This window comes from Pseudomonas sp. NY8896 (genome assembly GCF_039634505.1).
Genome location: NZ_CP132350.1, coordinates 4,941,927 through 4,956,752, shown reverse-complemented (window position 1 = coordinate 4,956,752; position 14,826 = coordinate 4,941,927). Strand labels below are relative to the sequence as shown.

Genomic DNA, 14,826 nt, shown 5'->3' with positions numbered 1-14,826 from the left:
TAGGTTTTTGCATAAACACTACCGTTCGTCGGATTTAATAAATGTTAGTTTTGATTCTAATGCTCTGCAAGCCACGCAACTAAAGGCTTAGAGAATAAACCTCATTTTTGATTCTCTTTGTTGGCAAAAAATAACTATAGACAAACTAATTTCCAAGCTGTATATTCGCTGCAACTCAACCAATCAAGGTTTTGCTTATGACTCAAAGGAAAAATTAAATGAATGAGAAAAAATCATGTTTAAACAAGGCTAATAAATTCATTAAAGATATTAAGAGGAAGTCCCTAGGGCGTGAAGATTTTCTAAATATGTATATGCTTGGAGCCTACATTGAGCTATATCTTGAAGGCTTTGAGGTAATTTCTGTTAAGGATACGGAAACACGCTTCAGTAGTTGTTATTTGCACATTGCTAAAGATAAACAAGAATTCATCCTTAGTGAGCAAGTAGCTCAGGCGTTTGTTTCATGTCTACGTTACGTCGAAGGTTGTCAGGATAAACTGAATAGCACAAGTGCTAAATTACTGATGAGCTGCTTTGATGCTGAGTCTGTTCTCAGGGATTTTATTTCTTTATATGAATCCATAGAAAGTTTTCACACAAAGGATCAAGTTAGAGAACGGTTGGCTTCAAGGGTTGACCAGTTTTTGAATGATTTGCAACAAGCATATGAAGCAAAGCTGAAACTCAGATCTAATGCTATTTTGTACGCGATTGAAAAACTGGCTTTTGAGCTATAACATTTCGAATATTAAATAATTTAAGGTTTTGCTTATGAACAAACCGTAGGAGAAAAAAATGGTAACTAAGAAAGAATTGATAAATAAACATCTTAAAGTTTCAGAAGTTAAGCTTAAAGAAAAACTCCAGTCACCTGTAGATATTCAGACAATCAAACAGTTGTTCAATGTCTCCTTGCTACGTGCAATAGAGCTGATGGTGACAATTGGTGATTATCGGGGCGATGACTTATACATCAGCGTATCATCAGCAGCATACTTGGAATATGACCTTGATTTTGATACGTCAAATGTTTTGATTGATAACTGCCGTCATTTAGATGAACGCCGTGATTATGATTATGCGAGAGCGGTAACTGACTATTTCTTTGATACTTTGATTAGTGACTATCATTATGTTGAAGATTCATTTGCTTTCTTAGCAATGGAGCTTCCCGATTATTATACTCCGCGAAATGACTTGCCTGAGTTCGATGATGATTACATTGTAGGATTGTTGAAGGAAGCAATTGAAATGGGAGTTTCAAGTGGCTGGAAGTATCTGACTAAGAAGAAAGCAAAAGAGATAGAAGAATTCTTGAAAGCCTTCTAGTGCTCCGTTGTTTTTTTTGTTATTAATTCTAACTAAAGAGAATGATTCATGTAAGCATTCTCTGAGGGGTGCGTGTGTCTATTTAAAATAATCCAAGAGGTGATATATGAATAATGATGATGAAAACGTTGTAAAAATACCAAGTGCTCCAAGTGATGCCAATATTGCATATGAGGTTGATGGCTATAAAGAGCTTTATGATTATGCTTGTAAAGTAGTCAGGTCAGATAGACCAAACGCTGATAAATGCTGGTTTATGGAAAGGGTTATCTGCTGGATGAATCCACTTTGGACATTAGCATTTGATGAAAGCTTTTCTAAGGTGGAAATATTCAATAGAGCAAATCAATCTGTTGGAGAACAAACATTCATCGAGTTGGTTGATGACTTCATGAGTGATGGAATGAAGTCTCTGGTTGATAAAAATAATTCGCCTGAACAGCTAAATTTCATGAGTATGGTTGGTCAAATGATGAGTTATCGTAATCTGTATTGGACTGTTAAAGAAGAAGCATCAAGTCTTTGCGAAGATGATGTATTTGTGCTTATCGAATTGCTCATTTGCACAATGTGTCCGTCAGTCACCATGATTCTAGATGAAGGCACTGTTGAAGTTTTTCAATGTTCAGAGCTTTGGTTAATGGCGGGTGACTTCTCTGATTTGTTGAAGTGTGTGCTTGGGCCAGAATTCTATGAACTGGTTGAAGGTGAGAAAGATTTCACTACTGATGATGTATTGGGTGTCATGGAGCAATATTTTGAATCATCAGGTGGTTGTGAAGTATTCATGATTAATGATTGATTGTATAGTTTTGTATAATAAAAGGAGAATTCTATGTTTGATTGTGCAGGTGAGATTGAGGAATTTTATGATAACTCAAAAATGATAGATGTGTGGTTTGAGTGGGATGGTTGCAAGGGTTTAGTTGTTCATTATAACTGTCATGCTAAGGCGTTTTGTTATGATGATAATGAGTTGGTGAAAATCGTCCGCACCTTAGATGTTGATACAACAGATGGTGAGTTTCTGGAAGCATTAGGTGTATATGACCATAAAGAGGTTTGCACGACCTACCAAAACATAAGTCTGTTATCTGAATCAAAACCAATAAAGTGCTTATTGCCAAGAATTCAGGAAATGTTTAAAAGCATTGGCATTGGTTTTAATGCTAGTGGTGATAGCGTTTATTTTGATTTCAAAGGCGGTAGGATTTTGAAACTGGAATACACTGACTTTGAATTCCTGTTTGAGTTGCATATAGGTCTGATGATTGGGGTTTACCCTGAAAGGGATATGTATGTTGAGTTGAAAAAATGGCAAAAAGAATTAGTGGCTAGAAGACATAAAAGGAGTTGTGTATGAATTCACAAGAAAAACAGAATCTATTGGGTAAATTCAAGAATGAATTGTTGAATGTTTCAAACTACCTGAAAGGTAGTGAAAAGGGCAAATTATCTGAAAGCTATAAATTGTTTATTGAATATAGTTTTCAAATGATTTGTGAAGCTTGGATTGATAAGAACATGAATCGTCGTTTGGACAATGGTGCATGGTTCTATGTCTGTCAAGATTCTAATAGGGCTTATGAGGTCTTCCAAGAGAATCATGCACTTGGTGATGCTTTGATAAGCTACTTTGATTTAGTAGCCGCACATGAGCCATTCACTGACCTGCTGACAATGGTTCATGAAGACCTGCTTCTGACTGGTAAAGGTGGGGATGGAATTGGTCAGTTCTTTACACCATCTGACCTTTCTAACCTACTGTCAGAATTGGCTTTCGTGAGTGGTTGTTTCACAGGAGCTAATCAATCCGATGATTGCTCTGGTGCTGGAAGTCTCACACTGGGCCTGTTGAAGCGTCGTTTCAAGGCCGATCCTGAGTCATTGAAATCACTCACTGTTGAAATGACTGATATTGATGAGCTGGCTTGTAAGGCTGCATTCATTCAAGTAGCAGCGTCTATATTAAGTCATGACATTGCAATGAAAAGAGTCCTTGTGTTCAAAAGCAACGTTCTGACTGAATATGGTGAGAATCGTAGATTGCTGGTCGAGCTGCAAAGCCCGAGTATTGACCTTGGTAGCTCCAACAAGGATGGAATGTTAGCAGCATTCAATAAAATTTGTGAGTTGTGCAATTAAAGTTTTGAACTAAAATTAAATATGAGGAAATGTTATGAATATAAAATCACTGAAAAACAAAATATTTGCAATAACTAAGTCTTTGCCAATGAATGAGCGTGAATCACAAGAGTTAGCTTTGAGAATTTTTATAGATTATTGCTACGGGTCAGCAATTCTTGCATGGCGTAGAATGAATTTTAGAGCATCTATGTTCACTATGTCCAATATACAATGTGAAATGCCTTATGATGCTGATGAGGTTGCTCTGAAAGAAGCTTTTGATATGTATGTAGGAATGGTAGCTAGTTCAAAGCCATTTGCTGATGTTTTCTCAATACTAACAGAAGAGATTGTGCTTTCAGGTCGGAAAGGGAAGAGCAGGGGAAAAGGTCGAGGTCAATTCTTCACGCCAGAAGAGATTGCTTATGCTTTACCTGAGCTGTCATTCCCTGACCCAAATGAAATTAAGGCTTGGGATTCATTAAAGCTTGCTGGTGATATTTGTTGTGGTGCCGGTAGCTTGACGTTGGCCTTCTTGTCACACATTCATGATGTTGATGCAGAAAAATTAAACATGCTTGGCTTGATTCTAAATGATATTGATGAGTTTGCGTGTAAATCTACACTGGTTCAAATTCTATCAACCCTGATGCTCCATCATTTGAATATTAATAATTTGAAAATGTTTAATGCTAATGCTATTACAGAATATTTTGAAGAGGGTCATCTTTATTTCGGTTATACGTCGCCTGATGAATCGGAAATACTTTTTGATGCTGATGTGATGGCTGATATTCCTATTGAAAAGTCTTCTGCTGTGAATAATCACTGTAATCTGTAAAAAAGCCTCTGAGGGGGCTTGTACTCTGGTTCGATTCGATCAACTCTAGCAACAGAAGGATTTACACAAGACAAAATTACTAAGGAGAAATCTATGTCTATGTTCTACGCACAAATCAAACACAAGCTTGTAGAAGCTAATACACCTGACTATCAAATGATTATGACCAACGATGAATTCCTATCGTCGTGTGCTGCAGCTGCTCGGTCTATGGTCAAAGATACCGGATTCAAAATGGTTGGTTTCGCTGACCTTTCCGCAAAGAAATACTTTCTTATCAGCAAGCTTGGCCGTGCTGGTGATGTGATTGAAATTCCAATCTCAACGGATTTTCTAGACATTATCGTCAAGGCAACTGGTGCTGACATTCCAAAGCAACGAATGAAGAAAGCCCTAAAACGGGAAGACTTGGGTAAGTTTTCCATTGAGGTTGCAAAGTTTGCTGATTCCCAAATGGCTAAGCTGGAAGTGTCATATCTTTGATTTGCTTATGGCATAAGATACAGAGGATAAAAAGCAACCTACGAATAGGTTGCTAGTGTTTTAGCGTCTTCTGCGAACTGCTCGGTTTATTCTGATGAATAGAAGCGGTAAGCCAAAGGTGATGACGATTAGGCAAAGCTGCAATGAATCACTCATGATTTCTGCCAATAGGCTGTTACCGCCAAGTCTTTCAGCGTAGGCATCAAGCAATTTGATGACGCCTTGCAACATGCCTATAATCACAAAGTAACAGACTGGTGCAAGTAGTATTGAGCCAAATATAGCTTCTGTTACGCCTTGTTCCATGAAGGTGAGCATATAGAAGCAAACAACCTTCAATGCCCATCCTAACGCTTTGTAGAAAAAGACTTGAACGATGATAAGCACTGATTTGATTGAAACGTCATAAATGAATTCGTTCGCCATTTTTCTGAAATTCATGGTGATATTGTTTCTGTCGTTAGGAAATAGCATCCACATAAATCTGAAAACACTGAGGAAAATTGAGAATAGCAAATAAATCAGTATCAGCAATCCAACAATAACAAAGAACAATGGTATCACTGCTAGGATATACGCAATGAGCCAACCTATGTAGAACATCCAGTATCCATATGTTGAGAATATAGAGAATAAGAACTCAACCACTTTCAATAATTTTTGTTTTACTGAGCTGTGTTTCTTTTCTTTCCCGTCCAAGCTCATCGACTTGTCATCAGCTTTTTTGAATTTAGAAGAAAGAATTGAAGCTGATAAGCTGAATGTTGCTATGTAGAATCCTGAGTCAATCATTTTCTCTGAGACGTTTTGTAGAGCTGGAATCACGTTCTCAGACTTGATGCAACGATACATACTACCTTTGCATTCTTCAGTCCACCCTAAATCTCTTTTGAAAGAGGTGGCTGGGTTGATGATGAACATGATGGTGTCAGTCAATGAATTCACATCACCTAAGTTGCCAGTTATCAAAGTCTCTAAATAGGCATCTTTGTTGGTTTCTCTGAACTCTACTTTTACTTCAACACTGTTGTACATTTCAGTCATGATGGTGTCAAAGCTGCGTATCATCATGCTGTCAGACTGAGAGTTTCTTTTAAGAAGGTAGTTGGTATCAACATAATTTCCTTCACCGTTCCCGGTCATCGTGAAGTTACCAGCGGTCATGTTGATGATTTGTCTGTTGGCTGATGACTCCCTCAAGCATTGTGGGTAGTAGCGGGCAAAGTCAGTGTTAAGACCCTTACGAGCCTTCACGCAAGCACTACCGTTGGTTTCATCAATGGTCACGTTGCTCAAGGCTGTGGCCTGATTCCCGATGATTTCATAGTTGTGGTCTACGAGCTGTTTAAAGGCCGTATTTCGCTCATTGGTGACAGTAGCCATGTCACGACTACCATACAGCTTGAACGCTCCCTGCTTGCCGCCTACGCACTCAATAGCCCCGTCATACTGGTAGAGGTCTGTGGTGCCATTCAAGAATTTAATGTATGTCTCAATGTCCTTCACATAGGTCTTACCTGCAAGTTGTGACTCTGAGATACACATAATTTCTTCGTTTAAGCGTGCTGTCATCCTTATAAAAGTCTGGTTTCTCATTTCTTCAAGGAAGATTGCTTTGACAATCTCATTAGACTGGGCTGTAACCGCATTGTTGATATCAGCATTTGCCTTATCTACACCTACCTTGTTCATGAGAGCGGCTTTGAAGCCCGCAAGCATGGTCTGCTGTTGACCAGATTCAGTAGTGGTGTATTGTGCTCTTAGTGAAACAGCATCTGATTTAACCGTAGGATTCAGGGTGTAAGACTCTTTGATGTTCATGGTAGCTACTTCTGAAATCGTCTGGTCTTGCCTTTGGCTTCCCACTTCTAATCTTCTGATTGAGACAGTGTTACCATCAAAGAAATAGGCGAATGGTTCCTGAAACTCTACTTGTCTTTGACTAGGTGGTACAAGCTGGTTGTTAAGCTTGTAGTAGTGTTTTGCTGTGAGGTTGTCTAGTAGCTGGGCATTGACCTGAGCATAGGCAATGGAGCGAGCATTAGCGTAGGACGGGTCATAGATTCTGGTCTTTTCACCTAGAACTCCACCTAGCTGACCTTTCTGTTCATTAGCTAGATAAGAAGATGCTATTGACGCCTCTAGGGAATCACCCCACATTATTTTAAGAATTGGATAGTAGGTTGAAACCGTAGAGTAACTGTAAGCGTCATCACCTTTGTAGGTCACTGGCAACATGGCTATAATGCCTATGATTGGCAACCAGTAACTCATGAATGGGTATCGTGGCTTGTCAGTTTCATATTGGTCTTTCTCTTGAACAGCTCTTGAAAGAAGTATTCTAGCCACGGTGTAAATTAGGATGAATGCTGAGACAAACCACAAGGACGTAACCCAACTGAATTTAGCTATGCTGGTGGTTGTATTGGCTTGTTGTTGAAGCTTTAAGTGTGATGGGTCTGCATCAATGTCTTTTTGTGTTTCCGTGGCTGCTTCATCACCAGAAGGGATAGAGGCTGTGCCTTCACCTTTTAGCAAGGTCATGTTGAAACGAGCTGAGACACTTTCTTTGCATTGCTCGTTGTTGTATCCAACCACTAGGTTGGCATTACCTTCACTGACTCCACACTTGCCCGGTATCCTATCGCCTTGGTCAGTACAACCAACAAGTAGTGTTAGGCCAAGCAATACTGCTGATAATTTGAACTTATTCATTATGATAATTATGTTTTCATACTATCATACTAACATAATTAAATATTCATTCAATCTTGATTTTGGATATTTATATGTAATACTTGAATATTAGATGAGTTAACTAATATGGATATTATAATGGGTGCAAAAAGAAAGGTGGTTAAAAGAGGAGCAACCACTACTGATAAAAACAAAACCAAACGTTGCAAGAACTTTATATGTTCTGTTGAGTCTGGTGAGTTAGAAAGGTTTGACGTTAGAGTGATGGAGAAATACCCAGCATACTATGACTTCTTCCCTAGGATGTTGATTAATGATTTCATCAGGAAGTATGACATTAAGGATGCTGCATACAGGCACTTCAATTATCTTTGCAGGCTTGTAGTGGATAGAAAGGTGAGTGCTGAGCCAGATTTCACGCCAGAAATCGGAAAGAAGCGTATCAAGGCGGGGAGGTTTGCTAGGGTTCGTTTCTACACAGAACGTTTCCTAATGGCCGTGTATGAGGCAATCAAGATTGCTAATGCTAGAAAGCCTCGCAGAACAACCCGTAGAAGGGTGAAGAGTCAAATGGAAGCCTGTTGATATTAGGAGTATCAGCAAATGGTTTGTCAGGATGATAGACACAAAAAAGCCCCAGTTAAGGGGCTTTCTTGTCATCGACTGGTTAATCAGTCAATTTTGATTTTCTCAACCTTCCAGCCGTCGAACTGAGCGGCTGTCTGTTTTTCGATGGCGTCCATCAGATTCACACGGTTAACCATCACCTCGCCACCAGCTTTAAGCTCAATGGTGCTTGGTTCGACAACGTATTCATCACCATCTTGCTTAACTTCAAAGCCAAGAGCCTTGTAGGCATCTTCTACGGCCTTGTAGTCGGTGTTGCCCTTTGGCCCCATGATGACTGGGAAATCAACAACGGTGCCATCAGGCTTAGTCACTTTGAACATCGACTTTTTACGAGTAGTTTTTTCACTACCAGCATCTTCGCCAGTAGCCTTGGAGCCACGCGGGGCACGGGTCGATTTAGCAGCTTCTACGATGGCAGTGTGGGAGCCAGTCAGAACGTTGTAAGCGATCTCGTAGATGATGGCATCGAATTCAGCACGGAAGGCTTTCAGAACCAGTGGGAAGTCATGCTTGCGAATTTCCTTGATGATGTTGCCATCTTTGGCTTGGTTCGCTTTGACTTCCTTACGCTGAGCCATCAGCGATTCAGCGGTATCCCAATCATCACGGGCAATTGCCGCTTTGATATCAGCATTCAGCTTGATTTCAGCCTTTGGAACCAAAATTTCATTGAAGGTATCAATAACACCCTTTGCAATTTTCTTGGCATTGGGGTTATGCAGATGGGAAGTACCTTCAACAGTAGTGTCTTGGTACAGCTTTTTAAAGTCTTCGGTTTCGGTAGCTGCAGGGGCGTTGGTAGCGGTAGCGTTCATGCTGTAAATCTCCAAATGAATGAAATGATGATGAAGCTTCAAGGCTTATTTTTGTGCCTTGTTGAGACGAATAGTAGAAGGTTTGGGTATCTCTAGCAACCACTAATTCAAGTATTTTTAAAAAAAACTAAGACAATTTGCTGAATGAACACTTATCAAGGCTGAATTAATGCCGTGATGCGGATGATTTGGTTAAAAATTGAACAGGATGCACGCGGGCCATCAAACACCGCTAACACTGTCCAACCCGCTCTTGGCTGGGCTTATGATGCGTTAGCTGGGAAGTGCTTGGTATGGGGAGGGGAGTGCGGTATAGTGCTGTTCTTTACAGTCACACAACCAAATGGTGTGAATGATGATTTTAGGCCCCTAATTGGGGCTTTTTTTTGTCTGGTGATAAAGGCGGTTTAGGCCATTAAATTATTCTCCACGCTGTTGAAGATATTCGTGAAGCTGTATTTTAGTTTCATTTATAGGCTCTGACGGACATGTGTTGTTCATTACCCATTTCATAGATTTTTGATAGTCATATCTAATGTCAGTGCGAACTTTGACGTTTTCGCAGTCACTGAGAACCATGAGTAGCAATTCTAGATGTTGGTTCTCCATGAAGTCATCATCTATACAGAACTCGTTCCCTCTGATGATTAGACTGTCCTTTTTAGATGTATCATATAGGTTGCACATAATTATACCGTTTGGGTCAAAGTCATCTTGATAAATAAGGTGAGCTACTTGGCCTTCTCTTTTTATGAAGATTTCATATTCAATAATATTTTCATCAATCTCTTTTTGCAAAGTTACAGTAGATATTGTTGAGGGATTTGTTCCTAAATACGGTATGCTGGTGTATTTATCGCTGATGAGTTTATAAAATTGACTATTATTCATAGTGCCAATGTCAAGGAAAATGCCGAATAAGAAATTTAGGTCTTCATTTTGATAGGCATAGGAAAATATATGATAAGCCATCAAGTACAGCTTATTTGTATAGGCACTTCCTGCGTAATCATTGGCAATATTTTCTGCTTTGATTCTTGAGTTTGCAGCTAAGCCCGTGAAGTATAAATCTGTTATGTAGCTTAGAGTAAGCCCTATAGCATTTGTATCCATCAATTTTTGAGTTTCTTTTAAATACTCTGAGCTTTGCTTTACAAACAGTTTTCGCATTGATATCACTGGATAACCGAATTCACACAATTTCTTGTATGCATTGTATTCTTTTGAAATGAATGCAGAAACATCAAGTATTAAAATGTTATACCCTTCATTGTTATCTCTCAATTCGCTTCTTAAATCACATGTTGTTCCTATCTGGCTGATTTTGAATTTAATTTCAAATGGATGCCCGAATTCTTGGACTTCCAGCGGGTGATTTTTGAAAGTGTATATCCTACGATTAGATGCAATGCCTCTGTTTAATTTAGCCAGTCTGTTATAGACTTTCTCACGCATGATGATTGCTTTGGTGCCGTCTCTGGTAATGCTGATTATGGCGTTGATAACTTCAAGCTCAAAACTTGAGAATACATCCTTCAATATTTTATTTCTGCTGTTTATGTTTAGTAAGTTCTTCATAATATGGAGTATGTTGTTTATTATATTGTTACATGTAAATATCCTTAAGTAAAATATAGCCAATAAAAAACCCCTATTAGGGGCTGTTTATAAGGCGTATGAATTTCTAATTAGCCAAAAAATAAGTAAGCAGCTATTAATACTGGTATTGTCCACATAACGAACTTTACACTTTTCTTAAACTTACGTTTTTCTTGTGGCTGAGATTCATCAGTTTCATGCTTATCAATGGTGGTCGTGATAATTCCATAATCTTTGACAGATAATGATTCATCAGGTTCTCCACCAAAATTAAAGTCATGAAAGTCTTGCGTTTCTTCCTGTTCTGGTTCAGGTGCGTGTAACTGAGCTGGGGTAGCGTTAAGACGTTGCTGCTCTAAAGCTGATTTTTCTTCTTCTGTTAAGCATATTTCGCCATTCTCACGCAAACGTTCCCTCTCTATACCCTCGACGCTTATTGCGTAGTCATTTTTCAATTTTACTGGCGATTGAATCCAAGCTCCTTTATGCTGAATGAAGTAATTTGATATTTCAGAGTTGAAGTGTTGATAGTGCTCATTTCTACAAAACTCTAATAATGTAGATTCATTTAATTCAAGGTTATCAACGTATCTGATTGGTGTTTCTCCTATCACAAGGCCATTCAGCATTGTGAGTTCTTCTAGGTTGATAGTTCTTTCGCTACCAAACACTGTGGCTACGCTTCCATACTCAATAACCTGAGTGGTGTGGAACCAGTCACGGAAAGGGTAATCAATTTTCAAGTGAACGCTAAAGCAGTCTTTATTTGTGATGAAAAGATACTCACATACGTCTGTGTCTTCTGGTTTGTAGTAATAGACGCCTAATACTTCGGTTTGACCTTCTGTATATGGATAAACTGGTATATCAGTTGTAAGGTGCTTATCAATGTCATCTGAAGTATACAGTCTGGTTGCTTTGTAGATTTCTTTTAGCAAAAAGCTACATGCATCTCTGTCAGCTTCAATATTGTAGTTGATTGAACCGATAACGTTCTGAATGTAGTTTTTTGCTGCATACTGTGAAATAACTTCCAATGGATTGTTTTTCTCAACTTTGAATAGGGCGGTACCATTAGATACAATCTCATATTCCCTGCTGGTTGAGTTTTTAACTAATGAGCTGAGTATAAAATATGAGCTGCAAACATCACAGGGTATCTTGTGTGCCCTTTTGAAATCATAGAATTCATGGAATATCGTTCCAATGTCTGATATGCATGATGGGTGTAGATAGTAGTGAGGGTCTTCACTATGGGATATATCTTCAAAGTAGAAAATGTCATCACATCTATCTGAACCATGAAAATATGGTTCGCTTCGTAAGGTTGCTAGGATATTTTCACTGGTTTGAATCTCTTCGTCAGTTTTGATGAAGTATCTCTTCTGTATTTCAAAAGCCCTTTCACTGAGTGTATACATGCCGTCATCATCATCACTTCGACTGAACCAATCTCTATAAACCTCAATCTTGCTGTAGTCTCTAATCTTGTCTGAGTGTTTTGATATAAGGTCAAATATCTTTTCATGGGTCATAAGAATATAACCTTTATCAACCAACTCTTCAGTTTCTCTTATGATTTCGCCAAACTGTCTGGTGAGTGTTTCATGAAATATTTTTGGTAAATCTTGTTTTTCTCTCATCGGTGATTCTCCTTTAGTTTTGTTATTATTTATGGTTTCACAATCCAACTATATGAATGAGTAAAGCCATAGTACTCATGCCAAAAAAGCAAGCAAGAAGGAAGCTCCAGTTCAATTCTCTTTTAGCTGGCTCTGATTTAATTTCAATTTTCTGTTCAGGTTCTTCGCCATAATAAAAGGCTGTTTCTGGTATTTCATCAAAAGATGAAGTAGGTGTTATTTGTTTGTTTTCCATGGGATACCTAAGTTATTCATATATTATAATTATTGCATATAAGTATCCTAATGCAAGTAAGCTAGATAATTATTTGAATATCACATCCATTTATTTGATTTAAGGGTATTTATATATTATAATAATATTAGATAACTACATAAGGAAACTATGTCTAAGCTAAATGAAAAAATAATAGCTGCAAACTTCGTCGCAAGGGATAACGAGTTTGTTGGTGAAAAGATAAGCCTTGATGTATCAACACATCAAAAGTATATGAAAGAATTTTCTGGTTTTACAAAGAAGATTCTGAAAGAAAATCCTGACATTTCATTTGATTATTCACACTACCCATCTTTAACCATTTCCCACAACTACGCTACGGTAGCGGTCGTAAGAGCTGCTGATGGTGTAAATCTGTCGAATTCATTCTGTGCATTGGTCGATGATGCTTTCAGAAACAAAGACACAATAGATGCTTTGAAAAGGGTTCTCCCATCGTTCGGCGTGGACTTCGATAAGATAACAGCTCGTAAGGATTTGGGTGAAAAGCAACAGCTTGTGAATGAATCATTTGCTGCTATCAAGAATGGCACTGATGAATTCCAGCATTTCACCAACGTAAGACAGGCCAGAAAGCCAGTTAAAAAGGTGGTTGAAGCTGCTCCAGTCGATGCTCCTGAAGATGACTTGTTCACCTTGACTAATCCTGATTTAGTCAAAAAGGAAAATGACGTTAAAGACGCCAATGAAGCTAGGCAAACCCTAGTGACTAATTTTGACCATAATAACGTTGAGGACCAGTTCAAGAAGTCAAAGCTTCATGATGGTATCAAGAAATCCTTGGTTGACCAGAATGGTAGAGCTGCTGATGAAGATGATTGGTTAGAAAAACGTATGAAAGAATTGGGCTTGTATTTCAACCATCACAAAGCCCCAGCTTACAAGAACCTTCCTTTGCCATTCATCCATGATGTGACCATTCACGACAAATACAACCGAGAATTGTTGAGCTGGAGAACGGGTGGCGGCACCATCAAAATACATGAAGCTGGAATCTTCAATGAGGCTGCTGGTCAGCTTGCGTGTGATGCTGCTTACAAGAAGTTTGGACATGACAAGGTGTTCTTCAACGTCAAGCCTGCCGCTGCTGAGCGTTACAAAGACAACCTTGGCATGATTTATGAACAGAAGCTAAATCAATTGATAAAGGCTGGTTTTGAGCCTGAGCAAATCCATTTCCACAAGGATTGGCAATATCTCGTCACCATGAAAATTGACGAAATGAAGAATCTTGCTGAACTCGATCAGGCTACCCCTGAACAGGTTGCCGCTTCCAAGCAAGCTGAAAATGAGTACAGGGCCAAGCAAGAAGCGAATCAGGATGTAGAAGGTGTGAAGCCCGATCAAGCCAAGCCAGCGGCCCCGGTCGCTGCTGATGAGCCTGCTAAGCCTGTTCCTGCTGGATCTACACCAGTAGCTGAACAGTCCATACCCAATGAGCCTGCAGCTGCTGATGGGCCAGCGAAAGCGGCTCCTGCTGAGCCTGCAGCACCTGCTTCTAAACAGGTCATCGTCAACAAATGCATCCTCGTTAAGACTGGCTCACATGAAGACCATAGCAAGGAGCGTTACAACCTCATAGGCGTGAAAGGTGAGGTCGAATCCATGTCAGATAAGACCTTGGAGAAGGTGTTAGCCAAAGTCGTTGAAACGGCTGGAATCGACATAAAACAGGTTGCCGGGTGCTGGTTGAGTGATAAACAGGTCCATAGTTACAGTGATTTCATGAAGGAAGTCAGTGCAAGACATGAAGGTATGTCTGATGAGCAAATCAAGGAATCCAAGGAACAATACAGCTTCCAAGCGGCCTATGACGTTCTCAAAGGTATGAAAGAAGCGGCTAAGCTTGCTGCCGTTCCTGATGTGCCGGTGGCTGACGTTGCGGTTGATGTTGCCTTGGATGTGGCTATTGATGCTGCTCTTAAAGAGTCAGTGCCTTCTGACAAACCATCAGTAGCTGAGCCTGATTTCAGTGATATTCCTGCTCATGTGACAGAGGCTATTCCAGATGTTGACTATGATTTTGACAGAGACATTCTGGAAGGGATTTTCACCAATTCATTCGATGAACCAGCTCCTGTCATGGGTGAGAAGCCGCCTACTGCTGAGGAAATTGAAGAGTTTCTAGCTAAAGAGTTTGGTGCTCCTGAGATACTTGATACACCAGAATACACTGAGTTGAAAGAAGCTAGAGCAACAGCATCTGATAAGGTTGAAGGTCAAAAGAATGATGATTCAGGTATAGATTATGCTTCTGCTACCCGAGATTTGGAAAGTGAGAAACAGAAGATTGAAAATGCTAAGAAAGGGGTAAGAGCTGCTATTGCTAACGAAAACCCTTATGAAAACAAACACACAAAATTAAAATCATGAGGTGATTCT

14 protein-coding genes are annotated in these 14,826 nt (G+C 39.3%); 9 read left to right on the top strand and 5 right to left on the bottom strand.

What is annotated here, in order from left to right; all coding sequences use genetic code 11:
• Positions 1–218 precede the first annotated feature (218 nt).
• The 7 genes from Q9451_RS22310 to Q9451_RS22280 all read left to right on the top strand — a co-directional run bounded on the left by Q9451_RS22310 (position 219) and on the right by Q9451_RS22280 (position 4,783).
• Positions 219–740: a hypothetical protein gene (locus tag Q9451_RS22310; RefSeq protein ID WP_143486314.1), complete on the top strand. Its 522-nt coding sequence runs from the start codon at positions 219–221 to the stop codon at positions 738–740.
• A gap of 58 nt (positions 741–798) precedes the next feature.
• The gene (locus tag Q9451_RS22305) at positions 799–1,332 is read left to right on the top strand and encodes a hypothetical protein (RefSeq protein WP_143486317.1); all 534 of its coding nucleotides are present in this window, start codon (positions 799–801) and stop codon (positions 1,330–1,332) included.
• Between the two features lie 106 nt (positions 1,333–1,438).
• Complete coding sequence (locus Q9451_RS22300; protein ID WP_143486320.1) at positions 1,439–2,134, top strand: hypothetical protein; 696 nt, start codon at positions 1,439–1,441, stop codon at positions 2,132–2,134.
• 33 nt (positions 2,135–2,167) lie between these two features.
• Complete coding sequence (locus tag Q9451_RS22295; RefSeq protein ID WP_143486323.1) at positions 2,168–2,695, top strand: hypothetical protein; 528 nt, start codon at positions 2,168–2,170, stop codon at positions 2,693–2,695.
• Entirely contained in the window at positions 2,692–3,477 is a 786-nt protein-coding gene (locus Q9451_RS22290) for a hypothetical protein (protein ID WP_345960771.1), read from the top strand. Before Q9451_RS22295 ends, Q9451_RS22290 begins: the two co-directional genes overlap by 4 nt.
• Positions 3,478–3,511: 34 nt before the next feature.
• Positions 3,512–4,300, top strand: coding sequence for an N-6 DNA methylase (locus tag Q9451_RS22285; protein ID WP_345960770.1), 789 nt, complete (start codon positions 3,512–3,514; stop codon positions 4,298–4,300).
• A gap of 93 nt (positions 4,301–4,393) precedes the next feature.
• Positions 4,394–4,783, top strand: coding sequence for a hypothetical protein (locus tag Q9451_RS22280; RefSeq protein WP_345960769.1), 390 nt, complete (start codon positions 4,394–4,396; stop codon positions 4,781–4,783).
• Positions 4,784–4,843: 60 nt separating this feature from the next.
• On the opposite strand, the gene Q9451_RS22275 is transcribed toward Q9451_RS22280, so the two are convergent.
• Positions 4,844–7,498, bottom strand: coding sequence for a hypothetical protein (locus Q9451_RS22275; RefSeq protein ID WP_345960768.1), 2,655 nt, complete (start codon positions 7,496–7,498; stop codon positions 4,844–4,846).
• A gap of 108 nt (positions 7,499–7,606) precedes the next feature.
• Between Q9451_RS22275 and Q9451_RS22270 the strand changes: the two genes are divergently transcribed.
• The gene (locus Q9451_RS22270; RefSeq protein ID WP_345960767.1) at positions 7,607–8,065 is read left to right on the top strand and encodes a hypothetical protein; all 459 of its coding nucleotides are present in this window, start codon (positions 7,607–7,609) and stop codon (positions 8,063–8,065) included.
• Positions 8,066–8,151: 86 nt separating this feature from the next.
• Here Q9451_RS22270 and Q9451_RS22265 read toward each other — a convergent pair whose 3' ends face one another.
• From Q9451_RS22265 to Q9451_RS22250, 4 genes are all read right to left on the bottom strand, one after another.
• Entirely contained in the window at positions 8,152–8,925 is a 774-nt protein-coding gene (locus Q9451_RS22265) for a hypothetical protein (RefSeq protein WP_345960766.1), read from the bottom strand.
• Between the two features lie 420 nt (positions 8,926–9,345).
• Entirely contained in the window at positions 9,346–10,464 is a 1,119-nt protein-coding gene (locus tag Q9451_RS22260) for a hypothetical protein (protein WP_345960765.1), read from the bottom strand.
• A gap of 149 nt (positions 10,465–10,613) precedes the next feature.
• Positions 10,614–12,167, bottom strand: coding sequence for a hypothetical protein (locus Q9451_RS22255; RefSeq protein ID WP_345960764.1), 1,554 nt, complete (start codon positions 12,165–12,167; stop codon positions 10,614–10,616).
• A 37-nt stretch (positions 12,168–12,204) separates the two neighbouring features.
• Positions 12,205–12,402, bottom strand: a complete 198-nt coding sequence (locus tag Q9451_RS22250; RefSeq protein ID WP_345960763.1) for a hypothetical protein — start codon at positions 12,400–12,402, stop codon at positions 12,205–12,207.
• Between the two features lie 150 nt (positions 12,403–12,552).
• Here Q9451_RS22250 and Q9451_RS22245 point away from each other — a divergent pair, with 150 nt between their 5' ends.
• A complete protein-coding gene (locus Q9451_RS22245; protein WP_345960761.1) occupies positions 12,553–14,817 on the top strand; it encodes a hypothetical protein in 2,265 nt (754 codons plus the stop codon).
• Positions 14,818–14,826: the final 9 nt, after the last annotated feature.